Origin of the sequence: Micromonospora sp. NPDC023956 (assembly GCF_040639195.1) — a bacterium.
Classification (GTDB): domain Bacteria; phylum Actinomycetota; class Actinomycetes; order Mycobacteriales; family Micromonosporaceae; genus Micromonospora.
Window position 1 is genome coordinate 45789 of record NZ_JBEZZN010000016.1, and the last position, 25258, is coordinate 71046.

Here is a 25258-nt window from a genome sequence, read left to right on the forward strand (position 1 = left end):
CGATCTTCGAGGAGCCCGTCCCATGCCGACCACCATCGACCCGGCGGGCGCGGACCGGCCCGGCCACGGCGGCGTGGCCGCCCTGTCACCGCAGCACCAGGAACTGCTGGCCCGGCGGCTGGCCCAGCTCGGCCTGGCGCCCACCGCCGCGCCGGCCGTCCCCCGGGTGCCGCGTACCGGCGGCGAGCAGAGCTTCGCGTGCTCCTCCGGCCAGCAACGGATGTGGCTGGCTACCCAGTTCGATCCGGCCGACCCGTCGTTCCACGTCGCCATGTCCCAGCGGCTCACCGGTGCGCTCGACGTCGGCGCGCTCCGCGCCGCCCTGGCCGACCTGGTCGCCCGGCACGAGATCCTGCGCACCGGCTACGTCGGCGTCGACGGCGAGCCCCGACAGGTCCTCCGGCCGACCGGCGAGGTGCCGGTGATCGAGGTCGACCTGCGGCACCTGCCGGCGGCCGACCGCGAGGACCGGGCCCGGGACCTCGCCCGCGAGGCGTTCGCGGTGCCGTTCGACCTGGCCGCCGGTCCGGTGCTGCGGGCGTCGCTGTTCCGGCTCGCCGACGACGAGCACGTGCTGCTGGCGACCAGCCACCACATCGCCATCGACGGCTGGTCGATCGGCAACGCGCTGCGGGAACTCGCCGCGCTCTACGCGTGGCGCCTCGCCGGTGGCACCGGAGCACCGCCGCTGCCCGACCTGCCGGTGCAGTACGCCGACTACGCCGAATGGCAGCACCGAGGCATCGCCGACGGCGCGCTGGAGCCGGGGCTGGCGTACTGGCGCACCCACCTGGCGGCGCCCCGGGCCGACGCGCACCTGCCGATCGCCCGGCGGCACGCCGGCCCGGCCCGGGCCGGTGGCGCCAAGCGGCACCTGCGGATCGGCCCGGACCTCGTCGAGGGGCTGCGGGCGGCGGCCGGCGGCACCCGGGGCACCACCCCGTTCGTCACCCTGCTCTCCGCGTTCACGGCACTGCTGGCCCGCTACACCGGGCAGCGCGACATCACCGTCGGCACCCTGGTGGCCGCCCGCACCCACGTGGAGCTGGAGCCCCTGATCGGCTACTTCGCCAACCCGATCGCGATGCGTACCGACCTCGATCCGGACCTGACCTTCGCCGAGGCGGCCGGCCGGGTACGGCGCACCGTCATCGACGGCTTCGCCCACCAGAACGTGCCGTTCGACCTGGTCGTGCAGGAGGTGGCGCCGCGCCGCGACGCCGACCGGCACCCGTTCTTCCAGAGCGCGGTGATCCTGCACAACTTCACCGAGGGCGGCCCGTCGGCCTGGCCGGGGCTGTCGGTGAGCTGGTGGGACAGCCAGCTCGACGACATGCTCTTCGACCTGACCCTGGTCGGGGTGCCGCAGGCCGACGGCGGACTGGAGCTGACGTTCTCGTACCGCACCGAGGTCTTCGACGACGCCGACATCGGCCGGTTCGCCGGGCACTTCCGGCAGTTGCTGACCGCAGTGGTCGCCGCGCCCGGACAGCGCCTCGGCGACGTGGCACTGCTCACCCCGGACGAGCGGCACCGGGCCCTGGTCGACTGGCAGGGGCCGACCGCCACGCCGCTGGCCGGGAGCTTCCCCGAGCTGTTCGCGCGCGCCTGCGCGACCACGCCGGACGCGATCGCGGTCAGCGACGACGCCGACCGGCTGACGTACCGGGAGCTGGCCGCCAGCGCCGACCGGCTCGCCGCGCTGCTGCGCGAGCGCGGGGTCCGGCCGGAGACACCTGTCGGGATCTGCCTGGACCGGTCGGTGTCGATGCTGGTCGCGGTGCTCGGTGTGTGGCGGGCCGGCGGGGCGTACGTGCCGCTGGACCCGGCGTTCCCCCCGGACCGGCTGCGGCTGATGGTCGACGACGCGGGCGTCACGGTGCTGGTGACGCAGCGGTCGGTGCGGCACCGGCTGCCGCAGCTCTGCGCCGGTCCGGGCGTGGTGTGCCTGGACGACGAGCGGCAGCGGCTGCGGGCACCCGCCCCGGCGGCCGGCGACCCCGGGGCGCCGCCACCGGTCCGGCCGCCGCACGCCGGTCAGCTCGCGTACGTCATCTACACCTCCGGCTCGACGGGGCGACCCAAGGGGGTCGAGGTCACCCACGGCGCGGTCGCCAACCTGCTGCTGTCGTTCCGCCGCTCGCTCGGGCTCACCGACGCCGACCGGCTGCTCGCGGTCACCACCCTGTCGTTCGACATCTCCGTGCTGGAGCTGCTGCTGCCGCTGATCTGCGGGGCCCGGGTGCTGGTCGCCACCGCCGCCGAGGTCGCAGACGGTACGGCGCTGCGCGGGCGGGCCGAGGCGGACCGGGCGACAGTGCTCCAGGCCACCCCGGCGACCTGGCGGCTGCTGCTCTCCGCCGGTGGCGTACCGGCCGGGATCCGGCACCGGCTCTGCGGCGGTGAGGCGTTCTCCCGCGACCTGGTGCGGGAGCTGGCCGGGGGGCGGCTCTGGAACGTCTACGGCCCGACCGAGACGACGGTGTGGTCGGCGGCCGGCGTCGTCGACCCCGGCGACGGGCCGGTGGCGATCGGACCGCCGATCGACAACACCCGGATCCTGCTGCTCGACGGCCGGGGCCAGCCGGTACCCGTCGGCGTCGCCGGCGAGGTCCACATCGGCGGGCTCGGGCTGGCCCGGGGCTACCACCGGCGACCCGCACTGACCGCGCAGCGGTTCGTGCCCGACCCGTTCGGCGACACCCCGGGCAGCCGGCTCTACGCCACCGGCGACCTGGCCCGCTACCTGCCGGACGGGCGGCTGGAGTTCCTCGGCCGGGGCGACCAGCAGGTCAAGGTACGCGGCTTCCGGGTCGAACTCGGCGAGATCGAGGAAGCGCTGCGGGCCGAGGAGCGGGTTCGGGACGCCGCCGTCACCGCCTGGCACGGTGCCGGCGACGGCGACGCCCGACTCGTCGCCTACGTGGTCGGCACGGAGTCCGGCACCGACCCCGCCGGGCTCTGGGCGGCGATCCGCCCCGGTCTGGCCCGGCGGCTGCCCGGCTACATGGTGCCGGCGACCCTGGTGGTGCTCGACGCGCTGCCGCTCACCCCGAACGGCAAGGTGAACCGGCAGGCGTTGCCGGCACCGGACTGGGGCGCGACCGACGCCACCGCATACGTCGCGCCCCGTGACCCGGTCGAGGAGGCGATCGTCGGGATCTGGGAGGAGGTGCTCGACGTCCGCCCGATCGGGGTGGACGCCGACTTCTTCGCCCTCGGCGGGCACTCGCTGCTCGCCGAACGGGTGCTGGCCCGGGTCCGGGCGTACTTCCAGCTGGAGGCGCCGACCCGGGCGCTGTTCGAGGCGCCGACGGTCGCCGGGCTGGCCGCCGCGCTGACCGGACTGGAACCGGTACCCGGGCAGGTCGCCGCGGTAGCCGAACTGCGGGCGCAGATCGCGTCGATGTCGCCCGAGGCGGTCGAGACGATGCTGGCCCAGGAGGGCGCCCGATGACCGCCTCGGCCGACCAGCTCCTCGCCGTCCTGCTGGCCCGGCGCGGCATCGAGGTCACCGGTACGCAGACGATCCGGCCCGGCGACCGCACCGGCGACCTGCCGCTCTCCCCGGCCCAGCAGCGGATCTGGTTCCTCGACCGGCTCGGGGTCGGCGACTCGGCCTACGTGATGGGTAGCGCCCACCGGCTCACCGGCGCGCTCGACGCGACCGCCCTCGCCGCCGCGCTGCGACTGCTCGTGCGCCGGCACGAACCGTTGCGGACGTCGTTCGCCGAGCGGGCCGGCCACCCGGTGCAGGTGATCCTGCCGGCCGACGATCCCGGGACGGCCGTGCCGCTGCCCCTCGTCGACCTGGCGGAGACGCCCGCCGCGACCCGGCAGACCCGGCTGGACCGGCTGGCCCGGTACGAGCTGACCCGTCCCTTCGACCTCGGCCGCGCGCCGCTGGTCCGGGCCACCCTGGTCCGGCTCGCCGCCGACGACCACGTCCTGCTGCTCGCCTTCCACCACGTCGTCTGCGACGACGTCTCGGCCCGGCTGCTGCTCGCCGAGCTGATCAGCGGGTACGCCACCCTCGTCGCCGGCCGGCAGCCGGCGTCCGAGGCGCCGCCGGTGCAGTACGCCGACTACGTACGCTGGCTCGGCGAGCGCGATCCGGCGGCACTGGCGGCGCAGGAGGCGTACTGGCGCGACCACCTGGCCGGTGCGCCGGGTCAGCTCGACCTGCCCACCGACCGGCCCCGACCGGCGCGGCCCCGGTCCCCGGCCGGCACCCGGCCGTTCCGGCTACCCGGTCGGCTGACCTCGGCGATCGAGGAGCTGCGCCGCCGCGAGGACTGCACCACGTTCACCGTGCTGCTGGCCGCGTTCACGATCCTGCTGGCCCGGCACAGTGGCCAGGAGGACGTGGTCGTCGGCGTACCGGCGAGCAACAGGTCGCTGCCCGAACTCGAGTCGATGGTCGGCATGTTCGTCAACACCCTGGCGCTGCGCACCGACCTGAGCGGTGATCCGAGCCTGCGCGACGTGCTGCGCCGGGTCCGGCGGACCAGCCTCGGTGGGCTCGGGCACCGGGAGGTACCGCTCGAGCGGGTCGCCGAACTGGTCCGGCCGGACCGGGGAGCCGGCCGGCAGCCGCTGTTCCAGGTGATGTTCGTGCTCAACGGCACCGACGCCGGCCCCGACCCGACGGCCGGCCCGGTGGACGCGACCGGCGGGCTGACCGTGACGGCGGCCGGACCCGCCGGCGGGACGGCCCGGTTCGACCTGACCCTGGTGGTGGTCGAGCACGCCGGACAGCTCGCCGGCCAGCTGGACTACGACGCCGAGCTGTTCGACCCGGCGACCGCCGCACGGCTGGTGGCACACCTGGAGCTGGCGGTGGCCGCGCTGGCGTACACCCCGGAGCTGCCGCTTCGCGACCTCGCCCTGCACACCCCCGCCGACCGGGCCCGGTTGCACGCCGGCCTGCGGCCGGTGACCGGCGCGGCATCCGCCGGGGTCGACGCCCCCGGCCACGTCGACGACTCCGGCCATGTCGATGCTCCCGGCCACGTCGACGACTCCGGCTACGTCGACGACCTGGTGGCGGCGCAGGCCGCCCGGACACCACGGGCGCCCGCCGTCCTCGGCGACGGGCAGGTGCTGACCTACGGCGAACTCGACCGGCGGGTCGACCGGCTGGCGCGGCGACTGCGCACGGCCGGCGTCGGCCGCGAGGCGCCGGTCGGGATGGCCCTGCGGGCCGGCCCGGACGGGATCGTCGCGCTGCTGGCCGTCATCCGGGCCGGCGGCGCCTACCTGCCGCTCGACCCCGACCACCCGGTCGACCGGATCGGCGCGCTGCTCGCCGACGCGGGCGCGACGATCCTGGTCACCGACGCGACCGGGCGCGACCTGCTCGCCGGCCTACCGGTCACCGTCGTCGACGTCGCCGACCCGGCCGACACCGCCGTCCCGACCCCGGCCGACGCCACGGTGTCGCGGGCCCGCCGGCCGGACCAGCTCGCGTACGTCGTCTACACCTCCGGCTCGACCGGCCGGCCCAAGGGCGTCATGGTGACCCACCGGACGCTGACCGCCCTGGCCACCTCCTTCCGTGACCGGCACGGTTTCGGCCCCGGGCAGCGGATCCTGATGATCCCGCCGCTGACCTTCGACGCGTCGGTCGGCGACGTGTTCCCCGCCCTGATCAGCGGCGCGGCGCTGGTGGTGCACCCCGACCCGGCCGCCCTCACCGGACCGGCGCTGGTCGACCTCTGCCGGGTCGAGGGCATCACCGCCGTGGACGCACCGGCGGCGCTCTGGCAGCGCTGGGTCGACGACCTCGACGGCCACCGGCTCCCCGCCGACCTGCCGCTGACCGTGATGATGGTCGGCGGTGAGCGGGTGTCCGCCGACAAGCTCGCCGCCTGGCACCGGCTGACCGGTGGCCGGACCGCCTTCTACAACCACTACGGCCCGACCGAGGCGACGGTCTGCGCGACCGTGTTCCGGTCCGCGCCCGCCGACGAGGCCGAGTCCACCACCACCACCGACGCCGCCGGGCCGGACTCCGGCGACGCCCCCACCGACGGGTACGCGGCCGGCGGGCACCTGCCGATCGGCCGGCCGCTGCCGCACGTGCGGGCGTACGTGCTGGACCGGTGGATGCGGCCGGTGCCGTACGGTGCCGCCGGTGAGCTCTACCTCGGCGACGACTGCCTGGCCCGTGGCTACCTCGGTCGCCCGGACCTGACCGCCGCCGCGTTCGTACCCGACCCGTTCTCGGCGGCGCCCGGCGCCCGGCTCTACCGCACCGGAGACCTGGCCCGGGTCGGTCCGGACGGGCAGCTGGAGTTCCTCGGCCGGGTCGACCGGCAACTGAAGATCCGGGGGCACCGTATCGAGCCGGCCGAGATCGAGGCGGTGCTCGACGGGCACCCCGGCGTCGCCCGGTCGGTGGTGGTGGCCCGGGGGCAGCGGCTCGCCGCGTTCGTCGTGCCCCGTCAGGTGGCGCCGACCGCCGACGAGCTGCGCGCCCACCTCCGCTCCCGGCTGCCCGAGTACCTGGTGCCGGCCACCGTCGTGGCGCTGGCGGAACTGCCGCTGACCGCGCACGGCAAGGTCGACCCGGACCGGCTACCCGCCGACACCCCGGACGAGCAGCGCCCCTTCACCGCCCCCGCCACGGCGACCGAGGTCGCGGTGGCTCGGATCTGGTCCCGGGCGCTGGACCGCGAGCGGGTCGGCGTCGACGACGGGTTCTTCGACCTGGGCGGCCACTCACTGCTGGCCGCTCCGGTGCTCAGCGAGGTCAACCGGCACTTCGGCACCCGGCTGCCGCTGCGTTCGCTGTTCGACGCCCCCGCGCTGGCCGCCTTCGCCGCGCTGGTCGACGCCGCCCTGCCCGACGCCCCCGCGCCCGATCCGGTACCCGCCGCTGCCGTCGGCGCCCACCGCGGGCCGGACCTGCGCGCCGAGGCCGTACCCCCCGACGACGTGGCGCCGCTCGGGACGTACGTGCCGGTGGCCGACCCGGCCGGGGTGCTGCTGACCGGAGCGACCGGCTTCCTCGGCGCGTACCTGCTCGACGACGCCCTGCGGCACACCACCGCCGACGTGTACTGCCTGGTCCGGGCCGGCTCGGAGGGCGCGGCGACGGCCCGGATCGAGGAGAACCTGCGCCGGTACGGGCGCTGGCGGCCGGGGTACCCGGCCCGGATCGTGCCGGTCGTCGGTGATCTCGCCGAGCCCCGACTGGGACTCGGCCAGCGGGCGTTCGACGCGCTCGCCGACCGGGTCGACGTGGTGCTGCACAACGGGGGCAGCGTCCACTTCGTCCAGCCGTACGAGCGGCTGCGGCCGGCCAACGTGTCCGGGACCGTCGAGGTGCTCCGACTGGCGTCGCGCGGCCGACCCAAGGCGGTGCACCACGTGTCGACGCTCGGCGTCTACCTGTGCCCGGCGTACGCCTCGCGGACCGTCACCGAGGCGCTGCCGCCGGACGAGCCCGAGGGCCTGCACGGCGGCTACAACGAGAGCAAGTGGGTCGCCGACCGGCTGGTGCGGACCGCCCGGGAGCGCGGCCTGCCGGTGTCGGTGCACCGGCCGGCCCGGGTGACCGGGGACAGCCGCACCGGCACCGGCAACGCCGACGACTACTTCAGCCGCCTGCTGCGTACCTTCGCCGAGACCGGCGCGGTACCGGCGCTGGACCACGTCGAGGACATGGCACCCGTCGACGTGGTGGCCGCCGCCATCGGCCGGCTGTCGCGGCGCCCCGACGCGCTCGCCGCCGACCGGCACTACTTCCGGCCGGGGCTGTCCTACCCGCAGATGGCCGAGGTGCTGGGCGGGCTCGGCATCCCGGTCCGACTGCTGCCGTACCGGGACTGGCGGGCCGGTGTGCTGCGTGCCGGCCCGTCGGTCGCACTCGGGCCGTTCGTGCCGACGCTGGCCGAGGAGGACGGGCCCCGCGAGCATCCGTCCTTCGACTGCGCCCACACCGAACGGGCGACCGACGCGGCCGGGGTCCCCACCCCGCCGCCCGCGGCGACCCTGCTGCGGCGCTACCTGAGCGCCCTGCGCCTGGGCGGGGCGGGGCGGCGACCGGTAGCGCGTGACCGGGTGGCGTCGCCCGGCCCACCCTCATCGTAGTGGGGGTGTGGAGACGAGCCCTCGTTCGTAGGCGGCGATGACGAGCTGTGCGCGGTCGCGGGCGTGCAGCTTGGACAGGAGGCTGCCGATGTGGGTCTTCACGGTTCCCATCGAGATGCTGAGGGCTCGGACGATCTCCTGGTTGGACAGGCCACGGCCGACGAGGGTGAGCACTTCCGTCTCTCGATCGGTGAGCACACTCTGAGTCCGCGCTGTTCTCGGTGCGGACTGGTCGAGGTAGTGCTTTACGAGACGGGTGAGGATGCTCGGGGCGAACAGTGACTCGCCACTATGGGTGCGCCGTATCGCGTCGATGAGCTGGCCGGGTTCGGCGTCCTTGAGGAGGAAGCCGCTGGCTCCGGCCCGAAGTGCGGCGTGGACGTATTCGTCCAGCTCGAACATGCTGAGCACGAGGATGCGGGTGCTGCTCAAGGCAGGGTCGGCGGTGATACGGCGGGTGGCGTCGATGCCGTCACCGCCAGGCATGCGGATGTCCATGAGCACGACGTCGGGGTGCAGTTGCCCGGCGCGGGCGACGGCCGCCTCGCCGGTGTCCGCCTCGCCGGCGACAACGAGGTCAGGTGCGCTGTCGATGATGAGCCGGAGGCTGTGGCGGATGAGGGGTTGGTCGTCAACGACGAGCACGTGCACGCTCATCGGCGCTCCGCCCGGTCAGCGGTCTCAGGCAGGCGGGCGGTGACTCGGTAGCCGTGGCCGACGCGTTCGGCATGCAAGCTACCGCCCAACGCGCCGACGCGCTCGTGTAGGCCTGCCAGGCCCGCTCCGGCGCCGGGGTGGGGCACCCAGCCGGGGGTGGGCCCGTCGTCGGCGACCGTGACGATGATCGCGTCACTGTCGCGGTGGACCGCGATGTGGGCGCTGGTGGGTCCGGCGTGTCGGGCGGTGTTGGCGAGAGCCTCGCGCACGATCGCGCATACGGTGAGCTGCACGCCTGCGGACACCTCGCCGGTATCGCCGATGTCGAGGGTCACGGTGACTCCGCTGGTGCGGGCGGAGTGCAGGATGTGGGGAAGGTCGTCCAGGGTCTCGGCCGGTCGCAGGGGCGCGTCGTCGCCGGGGGTGCGCAACACCGTGAGCAGGCGCCGCAACTCGGTGGTGGCCTGGCGGCCAGCGCGTTCGATGTCGGTCAGCGCGGCGACGCGTTCCGCGTCACCGGCTGGCCCGGTGAGGGTGCGTGCGGCGGTGGCACGGACGGTGATGAGTCCAAGCCCGTGGGAGGCGAGGTCGTGCAGGTCGCGGGCGATGCGCAGCCGCTCGGCGTGCGCGGCCCGTTCGGCTGCCCAGGCGGTCAGTTCGTCCTCGTAGATGCGCCGCTGCCGGCGGGTGCGAAGCAGCGCCCACGCCAGCACCGAAACAGCGCAGCTGGCGGCGGCGAGCAGGACGGCAAGGGTTTCGGCCGGCTCGACAACGCCGATGGCCGACAGCGCGAGGACAAGGGTCGCGAGCAGGAGGGCGGTGATCAGCCACACGCGTGAGCGCAGCACGGGCCGATCAGTGGATTCCACGTGTCCAAGTCTAGGTACATTGCCGTGGCGCGCATCGGACCTGAGTCCGACAGACCACGGTCAGAAGAGCACGGCGAAGTCCCGACTCGGGGCCGATGCCTGCGCGACGTGATCGGTCTGAGATGTTGGTCATGCTCTTGGTCGAACAACTCGTCAAACGCCGCGGCTCCCGCACCGTTCTCGACCGCGTCAGTTTCGACGCGCGAGCGGGGCGGGTGACCGCGTTCCTCGGCCCGAACGGCGCGGGTAAGTCCTCCACGCTGCGGATCCTGCTCGGACTGGACTGCGCCGACGGCGGCAGCGCTCTCGTCGGCGGCCGCCCGTACCGGAGCCTGCGGAATCCGCTCCGCACGGTCGGGTCGATGCTCGACGGCTCCGGCGCACACCGCTCCCGCACGGCGCGGAACCACCTGGCCTGGGTGGCGCGCAGCAACGACATCCCGCGCCGCCGCATCGGGGAAGTGCTGGAACAGGTCGGATTGGCCGACGCCGCCAGGGTCCGCGTCGGCCGGTACTCGCTGGGCATGGGGCAAAGGCTCGGGCTGGCGACGGCGCTATTGGGCGAGCCAGAGGCGCTCGTGCTGGATGAGCCGGTCAATGGCCTAGACCCGGAGGGCATCCGTTGGATCCGCGGGCTGCTGCGCCGCCACGCTGACGCCGGTGGCACCGTGCTGCTGTCCAGCCACCTGATGAGTGAGGTCGCAGGACTCGCCGATGACCTCGTCGTCATCGCCGACGGTCGGATCGTCAAGGCCGGGACTCTGGCGGAGGTGACCGTCGGGTACGGCAGCCTGGAGGACGCCTTCTTCGCCCTCACCGGCGGCGGAGACGGAGTCGGGCGATGAACGCATGGAACACGTTCGCAGCGGAGTTGCGGAAGACCGCGACCCTGCCCGCCGCGTGGGCCGGGATCGCAGTGGCGCTGCTCGGATCGGTTGCGATCACGCTGCTGAACGCCTTCTCGACTCGTGCCGCGCTCGACGCGGACCAGCCGGAGACCCGAGCGTTCACCTCCCCGTTCGAGACGGCGTTCGCCGCGATGCCGCTGGGCACCGTCGGCGCGGTTGTCATCGGGGTGATCGTCTTCAGCAGCGAGTACGTGGCCAACAGCACCGATGCCGGCGGGGGCCGGCAGATCACTGCGACCCTCACCGCATCTCCGCGCAGGGTGGTCCTCCTCGCGGCGAAGGCGGCCACCATCGTCGTGTTCGTCGCAGTAGTTGCCGTGGTCACCCTGCCCATCACCGTCGGCATCGCACGGGTCGTCATCGGCGGGGCCGGAACCGAAACCGTGACGCTCGACGAAGCGGTGACGCGCTGCCTCGGTGGCACCCTCTACTGGGCTCTCACCGGGCTCATCGCGTTTGCGATCACTGTGCTGACCCGCAGCGGCATCATCCCGCTCATCGTTCTCATCGTGAACAGCTCTGTGGTGTCGTTCTCACTGCTGCTGACGAACCTCACCCCGCTCGCGCACTGGCTTCCCGACATGGCCGGTCGCAGGCTCTTCGGCGGCCTCCACACCATCGAGGGCGGGCTGGACGCCGTACCGGGCGCGCTCGTCATGGGTGGCTGGACACTCGCTCTGCTCATCGTCGCCACAGTCGTCTTCCGCCGTCGAGACGCGTGAACATCGTGCGCATCGGAAGCGTCACCACGGCCGAACTCGACAAGCTCCGCACCCTGCCCGCTACGACGCTCACCGCCATCGGCGCGATCGCCACCGGCATCGTGATCGCCGCAGCCCTCGCCGCCTCCGCAGTCGCTCAGGGCCCGCAGGCATCAGCCGTCGACATCACCCTCCAGACGGTGCCGTTCGCGCAGGCAGGGTTCGTTCTGCTGGGTATCCTGCCCGCTACGCACGAGCACGCCGGCCGCCAGCTCAGCACGACCCTCACGTCCGTGCCGAATCGCGGCCTGCTGGTCACCGGCAAGACGGTTGCCGCGCTCCTCGTCGTCGCCGTCACCGCGGCAGTGAGTATCGGCGCAAGCCTCGCCGCCGCGACGATCGCGCAGCACCTGACAGACGTCCCGTCTCCTGCCGACGACGGCGAGCCGGGGCTTCTCGCCGGCGCGGCCGCCTACCTCACGCTGATCGGCCTGCTCTCCCACGCCGTCGCGTTGCTCGTGCGACACCTCGTGCCCGCGCTCGTCGGAACGCTCAGCCTCGTGCTCATCGTCTCACCCGTGCTCGCCGGGGTCACCGAACACGCCCGCTGGCTCCCCGACCGCGCCGTCGCCCAGCTATACGACAATACGGACACCGCACTCACCCCGGGTACCGGCGCTCTCATCGCCCTCGCGTGGATCGTCCTCATCGGGAGCATCGCGATCGCACGATTCATCCGGCACGAACCATGAATACCGTCACCGGCAAGCCGGCGACGTTCAGCGTCCTCGCGACGGCTCCCATGATCGCCCACTGCAGGGGTGTGCCCTGTACCGTGCCATAACTCGTCGCACATGGTGTGGGCTGGGAGTTCTCGGCCCGGACTGATGATCTCTGGTATGGCCGTGCGGTTGCTGTACCTGGGGATGATCCGACTGCTCAGTGGACTGGAGTTGTTGATCCGCAGTCACAGGGCGTTGCTGGTCGAGCGACGTGGTGCTGCGGCTGAGCTGCTGCACGGCCAGCTACGGGCGGCGCAGTGGCGAGCGGGCGGCCCGGAGGCCCGTCGCCGTCGAGGTGCACGCCGATGAGGACAAGTTCCTGCTGTCGGTCACCGAAGACCGGTGCCAGCGGGGCTCCAGCTGTTGACCACCAGCACATCAGCGAGGTCGATCTGATCAACCAGCAGATCGCGCACGTCCCGGCTCCGCTGCTCCGTCCGCCTCCGTGAAAGAGGTCACGCGCCTTGCACGGCAGCAATGAAAATGATTACCGTTCTCCGGTCCATCCGCTATCGGAAGTGCAGGCCGTGACACGTCATCGCAATGCCCTCGCCGCCCTCCTCGTCGCCGCAGCCGTCCTGACCGGCTGCGGCGGCGCCGACCCTGCTCCCGCCACCACGCCGGACGTCCCTTCCGCGCCCCCCGTCGAGCCGGTCGCTCATCGGCTGACCGTGACCGACGTCCGAGGTGCCACGGTCACGCTCGAGGCCAAGCCGGAACGGATCGTGTGCCTCACGGGGTTGTGCGACGACGCCCTGGTGGAACTCGGGCTCACTCCCACGGCGACGACCACGCCCAAGCTCCTCACCCGTGCCGACTACCTCGGCCCGGCCGGCGCGGCGGTGCCGGCGCTGCCTGGCATGTTCGGCAACGAGGACGTCGCGTCGATCGCCACCACCAAGCCGGACCTGGTCATCGGTCTGGCCGGGGTGCACGACCAGCTGCGGCCGGCGGTCGAGAAGTTCGCGCCGCTGTGGCTGGTGGAGGTCAAGACGTACGAGGACTCGGTGCGCTACCTGCGCGACATCGCCACGCTCACCGACCGGGGCGCGCAGCAGGCGACTGCCGAGCAGAAGTTCCGGGACCGGCTCGCGGCGGCCCGAGCCGCCGCCGACCAGCGCGGCCTGCGGAAGACGACCGCGCTGGCCATGTACGGCGGAACGTCGATCGGTGTGAACACCTCCGACGACCTGCTCGGCCACCTGCTCTCCCAGGTCTTCGACTACCCGTGGCCGAGCAAGGGTGGCGGTTTCGACACCGCGCAGGCGTACAGCGTGGAGGAGATCCTCACGCGCGACCCGGACATCCTGTTCATCCAGTCGTTCACCTTCGGCCCGGATGCCAAGACGGTCAGCGCGCAGTACGCCGAGAACCCGGTGTGGAAGCGGATCACCGCGGTCCGTGAGGGCCGTGCCCACGAGGTGCCCGCGGAGCTGTGGGCATCGGGCCGTGGCACCCGGGCGTTGGGCCTGATCCTCGACGAGGCGGTCACCAAGGCCACGGCGTGACCGCACCGACATCGGCCACCGGCGGCACAGGCGGGACGGCGCTCACACCGACCGGGACGGTTCACCGGTGGTCGGCGGTGGTCGCGTTGCCGATCGGCCTGGCCGCGGCGGTCCTGCTGACCCTCGGCCTCGCACTGCCCGCCGATGACGAGGTCGCCCGGGTGGTGCTCTGGGAACTCCGGACGCCCCGACTGCTGCTGGCGCTGCTCGGCGGGGCGGCGGTCGGGGTGGCGGGGCTGCTGATGCAGGCCGCGCTGCGCAACCCGCTGGCCGTACCCGAGTTGCTCGGTGTCTCGACCGGCGGTGCGCTCGCGGCTGCCGTGGTGGTGGTGTGGGCGCTTCCGGTCCCGGCGGCGGCGCAGCCCGTGGTGGCGCTGGCCGGAGCCCTCGGCGGCGGCGCGCTGTGCCTGGCCGCGGCCGGGACCGGCCGTGGGCCGGGCGCGGTCCTGCTGATCGGCGCGGCGATGTCGACGGCGTTGCAGGCGGTGCTGCTGGCGGTGATGGCCGCCGCCGACCGGCTGCAGTACGACACGCTCTTCCGCTACCTGGTGGGCAGCCTCACCGGGATCACCTGGGACCACGCCCGGCTGACCCTGCCGTGGCTGCTTCTCTGCGCGCCGCTGGTCCCGGCGGTCCTGCCCGCCCTCGGTGTGCTGCGCCTCGGTGACGAGGCCGCCGCCGCCCTCGGGTTGCGCGTCGGTCGGGCGCGCGTCGCGGTGCTCGGGCTCGCTGCCGTCCTGGTCGCCGTCGTCGTCGGCCCGTGCGGTCCGATCGCCTGGATCGGATTCCTCGCCCCGCACGTGGCCCGGCGGGTACGCCCACACGCCGATGCCCGTGCCCTGCTGCCCTGGGCGGCGGCGTTCGGCGCGCTGTTCACCACCGTCGCCGATCTGGCCGCGCGACACATGTTCGCGCCGGCCGAGACCCCGCTGGGCGCGTGGACGGCCGCCGTCGGCATCCTCACCGGCCTGGTCCTGCTCCGCCGCCGGAGCATGCCGTGAGGTGGTGGTGGGCGGTCGCGGCGCTGGTCGTCGCGGCGGTGGCCGAACTCGCCGTCGGGCGGGGCATCGACTGGCCACAGCTGGATCCGCTGGAGCAGCGGATCCTCGTCGAGTTGCGGCTGCCCCGCCTGGTCACCGCGCTGCTCGCGGGTGCCGGACTCGGCGCGGCCGGGCTGTTGCTGCAGGCGGTGCTGCGCAACCCGCTCGCCGCGCCGGAGTTGACCGGGGTCAACCCCGGTGCGGTGCTGGGCGTGCTCGGCGGCATCCAGCTCGGCCTGGTCCCCGCCGACTCGGCCGCCGGGGCGCTGGTGGCGGCGCTGCTCGGCGGGGCCGCCGGCGGCTCGCTGATGTGGCTCCTGGCCCGCGACGGCTCCCCGGCCCAGGTCGCGGCATACGGGCTGCTCGGCTCGGCGGCGCTGGCCGGGCTCACCACGCTGCTGCTCGCGTACCAGCCGAGCCGGTTCGGCAACGCGCTGCGCTGGCTCGTCGGCTCGGTCGACGGGCGGGTCTGGGCGCACGTGCGGTTCGCCTGGCCGTGGCTGGCCACGGCGCTGCTGCTGGCCTGGCTCTGCTCTGCCGTGCTGGGCATGCTCGCCGCCGGTGACGGGCACGCCGCCGCGCTCGGGCTCGCACCCCGGCCGGTGCGCGCGCTCGGTCTGGCCCTGGCGGTGGCGCTAGCCGCCGGTGCGGTGGCGCTGGCCGGTGCGCTGGCCTTCGTCGGGCTGGTCGTTCCGCACGTCGCCCGTGCCCTGTGCGGGGCGGACCTGCGCCGGGCGCTTCCGGCCGCCGCCCTGCTCGGGGCTACGGCGGTCGTCGGCGCGGACGCGGTGGCCCAGGCGCTGACCGTGCTGGTGCAGTCCGGGTCGGCGGGCCAGCGGCTCGGGGTGCCCGCAGGGGCGGTGACCGCCCTACTCGGGGCGACGGCGCTGGTCGTCGTCGCCCGTCGTTCCCCGCACGTGGAGGTGTCGTGACCGAGCCGGTCTTCACCGTCGAGCAGGCCCGCTACCGCTACCGGCACCGGGTGGTGCTCGACGGGGTGTCGCTGACCGTCCGGGCCGGTGAGTCCGTCGCGCTCGTCGGGCGCAACGGCTGCGGCAAGTCCACCCTGCTGCGGCTGCTGACCGGCGCCGACCGGCCCGAGAGCGGCCGGGTGCTGCTCCACGGCCGCCCGGCGTACGGGCAGCGGCGGCGGGACGTCGCCCGGCAGGTGGCGGTGCTGCACCAGCAGTTGCCGCCGGTGCCCGGCCTGACCGTCCGGCAGCTCGTCGCGCAGGGCCGCTACCCGCACCGGGGACCGCTGGGCATGCTCTGGCGACCGGAGGACACCGAGGCATCCGCCGCGCTGGCGGCGACCGGCGTGACCGAGCTGGCCGAGCGGCAGGTCGACACGCTCAGCGGCGGGGAACGGCAGCGGGTCCGCCTCGCTCTCGCCCTGGCCCAGCGGACGCCGGTGCTGCTGCTCGACGAGCCAACCACGTTCCTCGACGTCCGCCACCAGTTGGAAGTGCTGTCGCTGGTGCGGCGGCTGCACGCCGAGCGGGGCCTGACCGTGGTGACCGTGCTGCACGAGCTGGACCACGCCGCCCGGTTCACCGACCGAGTGGTGGCCCTCGCCGACGGCCGGGTCGCCGCCGACGGGCCGCCCGCCGAGGTGGTCACGCCGGCGCTGCTCGCCGACGTGTTCGGCGTACGCGGGCGGGTGCTCGCCGACGCGCACACCGGCACGGTCCGCGCGCTGGCCGACGAGCCGCTGGAGGAACGGTGATCGTCCACCGGGAACTGGTCCGGCTGGCCGGTGCCGTCACCGGTCCGGTCGTCGGGTGCGCGGCGCTGGGCATGGCCGTGTCGGCCGCGTACGTCGGTCAGGCTCTGCTGGTCGCCGGCGCGCTGGCGGCGGCGGCCCGGCGGGACCTCGCCGCCACCACCGGCCTGCTGGCCGGGGCGCTCGGGGTGATCGTGGTGCGGGCGGCGCTGCTGTGGTGCCGCGAGGTCGCCGGCGCCGCGGCCGGCGCCCGGATCCGGGCACGGCTGCGGGACCGGTTGGTCGCCCGGCTCGCCGAGCTGGGCCCGGCCTGGCTCGCGGGTTCCCGCACCGGCCGCACCCAGGCCACCCTCGTCGACGGCGTGGAGGGGCTGGACGCCTACTACCGCCGGTACCTGCCGCAGGTGCTGGTCACCATCACCGTGCCGACCGCGCTGGTGGTCTGGCTCGCCACCGTGGAGCCGGTCGCCGCCGGGCTGCTCGGCACGGCCGTGCTGCTGGTGCTGACCGTCCCCCGCATCTGGGACGCCACCCTGCTACGCCGGGGCCGCGGTCGGTGGGCCGCGTTCACCGCGCTCGCCGCCGATTTCCTCGACACCCTCCAGGGCGCGGCCACGCTGCGCGCCTTCGGCGCGGTCGACCGGATGCGGGACCGCATCCTCGGACGCACCCACGACCTGCACACCACCACGATGGCGCAGTTGCGCCTGTCGCTGATCGAGAGCGGGATCAGCGCCCTGCTGATCCAGGCCGGTCTCGCCGCCGCCGCCGTGGCCGCGGCGACCGCCGCCTACGCCGGCCGCGCCGACGCGGCGACCGTGTTCCTGGTGCTCCTGGTCTCGGTGGAGTGCTTCCGACCCGTACGCGACCTGGGCGCACACTGGCACGCCGGCTACCTCGGCGTCACCGCCGTCGACGGCCTGACCGAGCTGCTGCACTCCTCGCCCGGCGTCGTGCACACCGGCCAGGTGGATCGGCGGTTCGGCCGCGCCCCGGTCGTGGTCTTCGACGCGGTCGGCCACCACTATCCCGGCCGACCCGAGCCTGCGCTGCGGGAGGTGACCCTGCGGCTGGCCCCCGGCGAGACCGTCGCCGTCGTGGGCCGCTCCGGCGCCGGCAAGTCGACCCTGGCCAACCTGCTGCTGCGCCACCTGGACCCGAGCACCGGCCGGATCACCGTCGACGGTCTCGACCTGCGCGACCTGACCCGGGATGCGCTGCGCCGCACGGTCACCGTGGTGGCCCAGGAGACGTACCTGTTCCACGGTTCGGTGGCCGACAACCTGCGGTTGGCCCGCCCGGACGCCACCGACTCCGACCTGTCCGCCGCCGCCCGCGCCGCCGGTGCGCACGACTTCATCCAGGCACTACCGCAGGGGTACGCGAGCCAGGTCGGCGAACGCGGCGGATTCCTCTCCGGCGGGCAACGGCAACGCCTGGCCATCGCCCGGGCGCTGCTCGCCGACACCCCCGTGCTCATCCTCGACGAGGCCACCTCCGCCATCGACGTCCGGCAGGAAACCGAGATCCTCGACGCCCTGGCCACGGCCACCCACGGAAAGACCTGCCTGATCATCGCCCACCGGCTCACCGCGGTACGCCACGCCGACCGGATCGTACTGCTGGAACGCGGCCGGATCGTCGCCGCAGGCCGCCACGAGGACCTGCTGGCGACCTGCCCGGCGTACGCCGACCTGGTCGCCGCTCAGGAGGTGACCGGATGACCGCGCCGACGCCGCCGGCCGACGGGCAGCGTCCCGGAGCGCTGCGCCGGCTGCTGCCGGCGATCGCCGGGCACCCGCGCCCCTTCCGGGGCACCCTGGTGGCGAACCTGCTCGGGCAGCTCACCGCGCTGGCCGCAGCGGTGCTCGGTGCCGCCCTGGCGGGGCGGGCCGTGGCGGGCGTACCCACGCCGGTCGGCCTGGTCACGGGCGTGCTCGGCGCGCTGGTCGCGGTCGTCACGCTGGCCACCTGGTGGGAGATGTACGTCTCCCACGACCTCGCCTACCGGATCCTCGCCGACCTGCGCACGCGGGTGTACGACGCGATCACCCGGATCGCGCCGGGCGGCACGGGCGGACGCCGGGCCGGCGACCTGGCGACCGTCGCGCTGTCCGACATCGAGACGTTGGAGTGGCTGTTCGCGCACATCATCGCGCAGGTGCTCACCGCCACTGTGGTCCTCGCCGTGGGCACCGCCCTGGCGGCGTGGATCGACCCCTGGCTGCCCGCCGTGGTCCTGCCCGCCGCCGCCCTGGTCACTGCGGTCCCGTGGCTGCTGCGCCGGCACGCCGACCGGCACGGCGGCCAGGTCCGCGCCGCCACCGCCGAACTGACCGCGGACATCGTCGACACCGTGCACGGCCTGCGCGAGCTGACCGTCTTCGGCGCGATGGAGCAGCGCCGCGCCCAGCTCGCCGCCCGCACCCGACGGCTCGGTCGGACCCAGCGGCGCAACGCCGCCCGCGCCGGCCTGGAGACCGCGCTGATCGACGCGCTGGTAGCCGCCGCCGGCGTCGGCGCTGTGCTGGTGGTCCTCGACGGCGTGCGCGCCGGGCGGCTCGACGTCGCCTCCGGACCGGTGGCGCTGGTTCTCGCGGGCGCGGTCCTCGGCCCGGCCAGTCAGGTGGCGCTGCTGCTCAAGGAGGCCGGCACCCTCCGGGCTGCGGCAGACCGGGTGGACGCCCTGCTCCAGGCACCCTCCCCGGTGTCCGTGCCGGTCCGGCCCGTGCCGGCACCCGGCGGCGGCGACGTGGTCTTCGAGAACGTGCACTTCGGGTACCTGGCCGACCGACCGGTGCTGCGGGGCGTATCGTTCTCCGTCCGCCCCGGCGAGACGGTCGCCCTGGTGGGTGCGTCCGGGGTGGGCAAGTCGACCTGTGCACACCTGCTGCTTCGCTACCACGACCCGACGGCCGGACGCATTACCGTCGGTGGCGTCGACCTGCGCGACCTCACCGACGCCGACCTGCGCCGCACCGTCACGGTGGTACCGCAGGACGTCCACCTGTTCCCCGGCTCGATCGCCGACAACATCAGGCTGGGCCGACCGCACGCCACCGACGACGAGGTTCGTGCCATCGCCGACGCCGCCCAGCTCACACCGTTCCTCGACGCGCTACCGGCCGGTCTGGGCACGCCGGCCGGTGAACGGGGAGCGGCACTGTCCGGCGGTCAACGGGCCCGGGTCGCCGTCGCCCGCGCCCTGCTCACCGGCGCACCGGTGCTCGTCCTCGACGAGGCCGCCGCCAACCTCGATGCCGCCACCGAGGCCGACCTGGCCGCCGCCCTGGAAGCCACCGGAGACCACCGGGCCACCCTGGTGATCGCCCACCGCCTTGCCACCATCATGCGCGCCGACCGGGTCATCATCCTCGACGGCGGGCGGATCGTCGCCGACGACACCCCTGAGCAGCTGCGCAGGCGGGGAGCTCTCACCGCTGCGGTTCGAGGCGACGAGGCGACGGCCGTAGGATGACCGGCCTCCCCGGTGTGGACCGCCCGGGGCAGCGATACCGCGCGGCTACGGCGCGGCAGCGCTGGCGGAGGCCAGGATTCAGCGGCCGTCCCGCGCCGCGTACACCGGCTTACCAGGGGCGGCGGACAGCGCCCGGCAACTCGGCGATCGCGACCCGGTCCTCCTCGGCGAGGATCCGCAGCATCCGTTCGGCCTCCTGCACGGTGGCGTGCGTGCCGGTCGAGGTCGCCTCGTCTGGATGCGGCGTCTCCAGCCACAGTTGCCCGTCGTCCCACGACATCTGCACGATCCCGCCCGACGGGGTGATCGCCGACAGCCACGAGCCGGTGCGGGTGGGCATCCGGCGCACAATCTCGGCGGTCTCGTCCCACCGCAGCGGCAGCCCGTCGGACTCGTTCGGCCCGTTCGGGTTGGTCTGGTAGGTGACCTCGATCAGTCCCGGCTCACCGGCCGGCGTCTGCCGGTCGGCCGCGCCGTGCAGCACGCTCAGACCCTGGAACCGCCCTGCCAAGCGGCCGTCGCCCCAGGAGAGCAGGTGGTGGTGCCGGGTCACCTCGATGCCGTCTACGCGTGCCGGCTTGCCGTCCGGCAGCCACGGCAGCTCCACCGCGGCCACCGCCGCCACCGGCATGGGCACCGGCATCCGGCCGCCCGGCGGCTCGAACACGACCTCGCGCTCGCCGGGCTGGGGCGTGGCGTACGCCGCCAACCGTCCCAGGCGCCGCCGCGCCCACGTCATCGGCACCCGGATGCGCATCCCCGGCTCGCCGTCCCAGTCGACGGTGAGCCCCTGCGCCCGCAGCGCCGCGACGATCTCGGCTCCGAGCTCGGCGTCCGGCGGCGCTTCGAAGCGCCCCCAGGCCAGCCACAACTCGTCGCCCGCGGCAGCGCGTTCGGCATCCTGGTAGTGGTAGAACACGTAGCCGCGGGCCGGGAAGTTCGGCAGCACCTCCCCGCCAATCTCGCCGGTGCCGCAGTTCTGGCAGCAGGCAAAGTCCTCCCGCGCCACGATCCCGGCCGCATCCAACGCCCGGAACGCATCGGTGAGCCGGTCGCTGTCGGTCCGCTCCGGCCAGCCCGCCTGCACTGCCAGATGCTCGACGAACCGGGGCTCAACCAACCGCCAGGCCAGGCCCCGCAACTCGCCCGGCGCGGCATACCCGTGCAGATACTCAACGGTGTCCTCGACGATCTGCGTACAGGTGGACCGCCCACGCGCCACCGCCGTGCGGATGTAGGCGTCGGCGGTCACTCGCAGGTCGTCCCGTTCCATGGTCGCGAGAATAACCTTGGCAAGTTCACTGCCGTAACACAGGCCGTGACACTGTTCTCGGCACGCCCCGTACGGTCCAGGGGCAGCCTGTGATCGCAGCCGTGCGTCAGTTGCTCGACACCGGCAAGCGCGATGGCTGGTGGGATTACGACGAGTTGTGCGTCACCGAGGCGTGGCGGACCTCGGCGACACCGTAGGCTCCCATCCCGCGCCGAGTGCTGGTACCGGCGGACGTCTGCAGCCAGCGCACGTACCGCTCGATATCCACCCGCGCCGCAGCCAACGGGTCAAGGCCGTGCTCGGCGCACCAGCGCAGGAAGACTCGCAGGTCGGACTCGGTATGGACGCGAGTCTGGCCACGGTAGCGACCCAGGAAGGCCGACACTGCGGCGCGCACAACGAGTTGATCGGCCAGCACGACAGGGGAAGCGGAAGCAGGAGAGATAGCCATACATCACCGTGCGTCACCACCTGCGATGAACGCCAGCCCCACCTGAAGCGGCAGATGATTGCGTGTGGTCCTCGACAGGGTAGGCCCGTTAGAAAGCCCACATGGGATTCGACGTAGGTAAAGCAATCTCGCGCTCGTCTCGATGGAGTACGCCGAGGCGAACGCGGGAAGAAGCACTTTGGAAAGCCTCTGGTGGAACCAGGCACGACTGCCAGCAGTCCAACCTGACATGCGCGCGGTCGTCTCCCTCAGCTCTGTCCTGTTGGGCCTGCTCGTCGGCGCTCTCATGCTGCGTTCCGGCTGGGAGCTGCCGGTACGAACCTCCTGCTCCGGCGACGTGTGCACGTCGCAGTCGTGGTTCGACGTCGACTGGGAACGCGTCAACTGGGAACTGAAGCCGACCAGGATTGCCTGCTTCGAGGCCAACCCGGCCAACCACGATGTCTTGATCGGGCCCGGCGACGAATGCGTACGGTCCCGCGGCGACGTCATCGAACACCATGCCACTCACGAAGAACTACGTGAAGAGATCCAGCAACGACGCACCCGGGCACTTGCGTTCGCCGGTGCCGCGATCGCGCTGCCACCGATCCTCGTCGAGGTGTGGTGGCGGGTTCGCCGCAGGCCGGCACCGACGGCACACTGACGCCACGCTCCCCACCCTGATCGCGGCATGAGCGCGCAGCAATACCCGTACCCGTGGCGGGCAAACGGGTTACAAAGCGTTCCTTAGGTTGGGTTGAGCCCGGTCGATTGCAGTCGACTGCGATAATGCAGGGGTGACAGCTGCAGACCACGAGGGCACCCGTCCTTCGGTGCCGCCGAGCCAACCTCCCCGGGCCGAGGGCTCGTCGCAGCCGGCGCCCGCGCAGCCCGCCCCGCCGCCTTCCTTCACGACACCTCCTGCGCCGGGCGGGGCCGCGACGGCGGCATCGCCCAACGGGCTGTCCTCGCCGCTGCCCCACATCATGGCCGGTGCCGGATTCCTCGCGATGATGGTGGCGATGTTCGCGCCGTTGGCCTCGAACGGTGATCCGGTCTCTGCGCTGCGGACCACGGACCTTCCTTTCCTGACCCCGATGCTGGGCCTGGTGGCGCTGGTAGTGGCGACTGCGGTGCTGTGCGGTAATCCGCAGCTTTTCCGCCTCGGCCGAGCGGCCGCCCCGCTGCTGGGATTGCTGCTGTCGGCCGCCGTCGGCGGCGAAATCGTTCAATGGGGAGCCAAGGCGGCCAATCCCGAGTTGGGTCTGGCCTACATGGTGGCCTCCGGTACCTACTTCCTGATCGGCGGCATCCTGCTGCTGTCGTTGTCCGTGCTGTCCATGCGGCCCGCCGGTCACGCCAGTCCTTTCGCGGGGTAAGGCGCATTCCGCGGCAATTAAGGCTCATTCCAGATGGTTGTTCTTGGTGAGTCGGCGGTAGCCGAGGTCAGCGGAGGCATGGAACGGCCTGCGTTCGTAGCGGCGTACGAGTCGGCGGTCGTTCTGTAGCCAGGCCAGGCAGGACTCGACGATCCACCGGTGCCGGCCCAGTTGTTCGGAGGACTCGACGTAGTCACGCCAATGCGCCCTCCGCTGATCGGGAATGGCCGAGGACTCCGCGCGGGAGTCCACACGGACGCACGCATCTCGGCAGAAGCGGACGCCGAGTTCGGCGTTCCATCCCCTCCGATGTGCTCCGCCCATAGGCAGTGTGATGATCTACAGCACCAGACCCTGGCATTTCGTGGGTCGCGACGGGACTGTAGAACGAACGGCCCTGTCTCACATTCGGTGGTGACGGAGGTTGGCGAGGCGTCGTCACCTCCTGTGTGGAGGGCGTCAACAAGCTTGTACAGGTGGTGTTCTCGGGGCTGTTCCCGCTGGTCGTCGAGGACGTGATCGACGAGGGTGGGGGGATCGTGGTGCGGGCCCGGACGCCGCAGGACACGGCGGTCTGCCCGATGTGCGGGGCCTCGTCGGGACGGGTGCACGGCCATCACTGGCGGGCGGTGGCCGACGTTCCGGTCGACGGGCGTCGGGTGGTGGTCCGTGTGCGGGTGCGGCGGCTGGTGTGCCCCACGCGCGGCTGCCGCCACACCTTCCGCGAACAGGTGCCCGGGGTGCTGGAGCGATACCAACACCGCACGGCCCGTCTGTCTCGGCAGGTCAAAGCCGTGGTCAAGGAGTTGGCAGGCCGTGCAGGGGCGCGTCTGCTGGCGATACTCGCCATGGGCCTGTCCCGTCACACGGCCCTGCGCGTCCTGCTGCGTATCCCGTTGCCCACCAGGCGGGTACCTCGCGTGATCGGCGTTGATGATCTCGCTCTGCGCCGGCGGCACCGCTACGCCACCGTGTTGATCGACGCCGAGACACATGAGCGCATCGACGTGCTGCCCGACCGCGCCGCCGACACGCTGCAAGCGTGGCTGCGCAAGCGCCCCGGCGTCGAGGTCGTGTGCCGCGACGGCTCGGCCACCTACGCCGAAGCGATCCGCCGCGCCCTGCCCCACGCGGTGCAGGTCGCGGACAGGTGGCACCTGTGGCACACCTGCACCCGGAGCGAGGTGAAGGCGCACAGCAGCTGCTGGGCCCCGTACTGGAGGCACCCATCTACGACGGGCCCCGCGCCCGAACCAATCTGCAACGCTGGCAGCAGGTCCACGACCTGCTCGACCAGGGCGTGGGCCTGCTCGAATGCGCCCGCCGTCTGCAGTTGTCCCTGAACACCGTCAAACGCTACGCACGCACCGACCGGCCCGAGCGGATGCTCCGCGTCCCCAAGTACCGCGCCAGCCTCGTCGACCCCTACCGCGAGCACCTGCGCACACGCCGGGCCGCAGACCCCGCCGTCCCCGTCAAGCACCTCCTCGACGAGATCAAGGCCCTCGGCTTCACCGGCTGCCTCAACCTTATGCACAAATACATCAACCAGGGCCGCGCCGACGCCGACCGCAGCCACATCTCCCCACGCCGGCTCGCCCGGATGATCCTGACCAGGCCCGATAACCTCAAGCCCGAGCATCGCGATCTTCTGGCACGGCTCACCGCAGCCTGCCCCGAGATGACCCAACTGGCCGCCATTGTCCGGGGCTTCGCCGAACTCCTGACGCCCCACGCAGGACATACCGACGTGCTCTCGCTCTGGATCGTCCAGGTCCGCGCGGTCGTCCTGCCTCATCTACACGCCTTCACCCGGGGCCTGGAACGCGACCGCGACGCCGTGAACGCCGCGCTCACACTGCCCTACAGCAACGGCCCACCGAAGGCGTCAACACCAAGACCAAACGGATTGCACGCCAAATGCACGGACGAGCAGGCTTCACCCTGCTTCGCCACCGCATCCTCCTCGGATAGCAGCACCCTCCGTCACCACCGAATGTGAGACAGGGCCGTTCGTTTGACAGACCCTCTCCCCCCGGTCGGCTCACCGCCACCATCCAAGCCATGGCCGACGCCCGACACGACGACACGGACCACCAGGCGATCAAGGCTGCGAAGGACACCCTCGTCACCTGCAACACCCGACTCGACCGCTACCGCGCCGCCCTCGACAGCGGCACCGCCCTACCGTCGTCAGCCGATGGATCGCCGACGTCGAAGCCGAGAGAGTCACCGCCGAGGCAAATCTGCGTCGCCTCACCGGACGCCGGACCATGAGCACGGACGAGATCCGCCACATCGTGCAAGCCCTGGGAAACATCATCGACGTACTACGCGCCGCCGATCCCACAGACAAGGGCCGAATCTACCGCGAGCGGGATCGTGGCCGAGGCTGTGCATCGCGGCCAGA

At 73.1% G+C, this 25258-nt stretch carries 19 protein-coding genes and 2 pseudogenes; 16 read left to right on the forward strand and 5 right to left on the reverse strand.

Annotated elements, in window-relative coordinates:
* Positions 1 to 22 precede the first annotated feature (22 nt).
* Positions 23 to 3457 carry an amino acid adenylation domain-containing protein gene (locus AB0F58_RS25055; RefSeq protein WP_357147543.1) on the forward strand — a complete coding sequence of 1145 codons (3435 nt, stop codon included), beginning with the start codon at positions 23 to 25 and terminating at the stop codon, positions 3455 to 3457.
* On the forward strand, positions 3454 to 8097 hold the full coding sequence (locus AB0F58_RS25060) for an amino acid adenylation domain-containing protein (RefSeq protein ID WP_357147546.1): 4644 nt from the start codon (positions 3454 to 3456) through the stop codon (positions 8095 to 8097). Before AB0F58_RS25055 ends, AB0F58_RS25060 begins: the two co-directional genes overlap by 4 nt.
* On the opposite strand, the gene AB0F58_RS25065 is transcribed toward AB0F58_RS25060, so the two are convergent.
* Positions 8089 to 8754 (reverse strand): response regulator transcription factor, encoded by a 666-nt coding sequence (locus AB0F58_RS25065; protein ID WP_357147549.1) that lies wholly within the window; start codon positions 8752 to 8754, stop codon positions 8089 to 8091. The genes AB0F58_RS25060 and AB0F58_RS25065 overlap by 9 nt on opposite strands.
* Positions 8751 to 9623, reverse strand: coding sequence for a histidine kinase (locus AB0F58_RS25070; RefSeq protein ID WP_357147553.1), 873 nt, complete (start codon positions 9621 to 9623; stop codon positions 8751 to 8753). Before AB0F58_RS25070 ends, AB0F58_RS25065 begins: the two co-directional genes overlap by 4 nt.
* 131 nt (positions 9624 to 9754) lie before the next feature.
* On the opposite strand from AB0F58_RS25070, the gene AB0F58_RS25075 reads away from it, so the two are divergent.
* The 10 genes from AB0F58_RS25075 to AB0F58_RS25120 all read left to right on the forward strand — a co-directional run bounded on the left by AB0F58_RS25075 (position 9755) and on the right by AB0F58_RS25120 (position 19763).
* Entirely contained in the window at positions 9755 to 10468 is a 714-nt protein-coding gene (locus AB0F58_RS25075; protein WP_357147556.1) for an ATP-binding cassette domain-containing protein, read from the forward strand.
* Positions 10465 to 11253 (forward strand): hypothetical protein, encoded by a 789-nt coding sequence (locus AB0F58_RS25080; protein WP_357147559.1) that lies wholly within the window; start codon positions 10465 to 10467, stop codon positions 11251 to 11253. Before AB0F58_RS25075 ends, AB0F58_RS25080 begins: the two co-directional genes overlap by 4 nt.
* Complete coding sequence (locus tag AB0F58_RS25085; RefSeq protein ID WP_357147562.1) at positions 11250 to 11984, forward strand: hypothetical protein; 735 nt, start codon at positions 11250 to 11252, stop codon at positions 11982 to 11984. Before AB0F58_RS25080 ends, AB0F58_RS25085 begins: the two co-directional genes overlap by 4 nt.
* 147 nt (positions 11985 to 12131) lie before the next feature.
* On the forward strand, positions 12132 to 12323 hold the full coding sequence (locus AB0F58_RS25090; RefSeq protein ID WP_357147565.1) for a hypothetical protein: 192 nt from the start codon (positions 12132 to 12134) through the stop codon (positions 12321 to 12323).
* A gap of 218 nt (positions 12324 to 12541) precedes the next feature.
* Positions 12542 to 13522, forward strand: coding sequence for an ABC transporter substrate-binding protein (locus AB0F58_RS25095; protein ID WP_357147568.1), 981 nt, complete (start codon positions 12542 to 12544; stop codon positions 13520 to 13522).
* Positions 13519 to 14523, forward strand: coding sequence for an iron chelate uptake ABC transporter family permease subunit (locus tag AB0F58_RS25100; protein WP_357147570.1), 1005 nt, complete (start codon positions 13519 to 13521; stop codon positions 14521 to 14523). The genes AB0F58_RS25095 and AB0F58_RS25100 overlap by 4 nt, the downstream gene beginning before the upstream one ends.
* Positions 14520 to 15494, forward strand: a complete 975-nt coding sequence (locus AB0F58_RS25105; protein ID WP_357147573.1) for an iron chelate uptake ABC transporter family permease subunit — start codon at positions 14520 to 14522, stop codon at positions 15492 to 15494. The genes AB0F58_RS25100 and AB0F58_RS25105 overlap by 4 nt, the downstream gene beginning before the upstream one ends.
* Positions 15491 to 16288: an ABC transporter ATP-binding protein gene (locus AB0F58_RS25110; RefSeq protein ID WP_357147576.1), complete on the forward strand. Its 798-nt coding sequence runs from the start codon at positions 15491 to 15493 to the stop codon at positions 16286 to 16288. The genes AB0F58_RS25105 and AB0F58_RS25110 overlap by 4 nt, the downstream gene beginning before the upstream one ends.
* A complete protein-coding gene (locus AB0F58_RS25115) occupies positions 16285 to 18009 on the forward strand; it encodes an ATP-binding cassette domain-containing protein (RefSeq protein ID WP_357147578.1) in 1725 nt (574 codons plus the stop codon). Before AB0F58_RS25110 ends, AB0F58_RS25115 begins: the two co-directional genes overlap by 4 nt.
* Positions 18006 to 19763 (forward strand): ABC transporter ATP-binding protein, encoded by a 1758-nt coding sequence (locus AB0F58_RS25120; RefSeq protein ID WP_357147581.1) that lies wholly within the window; start codon positions 18006 to 18008, stop codon positions 19761 to 19763. The genes AB0F58_RS25115 and AB0F58_RS25120 overlap by 4 nt, the downstream gene beginning before the upstream one ends.
* Positions 19764 to 19872: 109 nt before the next feature.
* Here AB0F58_RS25120 and AB0F58_RS25125 read toward each other — a convergent pair whose 3' ends face one another.
* Together AB0F58_RS25125 and AB0F58_RS25130 are read right to left on the reverse strand one after the other, a co-directional pair.
* Positions 19873 to 21036, reverse strand: a complete 1164-nt coding sequence (locus AB0F58_RS25125; RefSeq protein WP_357147584.1) for a hypothetical protein — start codon at positions 21034 to 21036, stop codon at positions 19873 to 19875.
* 145 nt (positions 21037 to 21181) lie between these two features.
* The gene (locus AB0F58_RS25130) at positions 21182 to 21487 is read right to left on the reverse strand and encodes a hypothetical protein (RefSeq protein WP_357147587.1); all 306 of its coding nucleotides are present in this window, start codon (positions 21485 to 21487) and stop codon (positions 21182 to 21184) included.
* 142 nt (positions 21488 to 21629) lie between these two features.
* Here AB0F58_RS25130 and AB0F58_RS25135 point away from each other — a divergent pair, with 142 nt between their 5' ends.
* The gene (locus AB0F58_RS25135; protein ID WP_357147589.1) at positions 21630 to 22133 is read left to right on the forward strand and encodes a hypothetical protein; all 504 of its coding nucleotides are present in this window, start codon (positions 21630 to 21632) and stop codon (positions 22131 to 22133) included.
* A 133-nt stretch (positions 22134 to 22266) separates the two neighbouring features.
* A complete protein-coding gene (locus AB0F58_RS25140) occupies positions 22267 to 22848 on the forward strand; it encodes a hypothetical protein (RefSeq protein WP_357147592.1) in 582 nt (193 codons plus the stop codon).
* Between the two features lie 24 nt (positions 22849 to 22872).
* Here the strand turns inward: AB0F58_RS25140 and AB0F58_RS25145 are convergent.
* Positions 22873 to 23037, reverse strand: a pseudogene (locus AB0F58_RS25145) (IS5/IS1182 family transposase); the annotation flags it as partial.
* Between the two features lie 260 nt (positions 23038 to 23297).
* Here AB0F58_RS25145 and AB0F58_RS25150 point away from each other — a divergent pair.
* Together AB0F58_RS25150 and AB0F58_RS25155 are read left to right on the forward strand one after the other, a co-directional pair.
* Positions 23298 to 24822 (forward strand): annotated as a pseudogene (locus AB0F58_RS25150) (ISL3 family transposase).
* A 90-nt stretch (positions 24823 to 24912) separates the two neighbouring features.
* Positions 24913 to 25125 carry a hypothetical protein gene (locus tag AB0F58_RS25155; protein WP_357147595.1) on the forward strand — a complete coding sequence of 71 codons (213 nt, stop codon included), beginning with the start codon at positions 24913 to 24915 and terminating at the stop codon, positions 25123 to 25125.
* Positions 25126 to 25258: the final 133 nt, after the last annotated feature.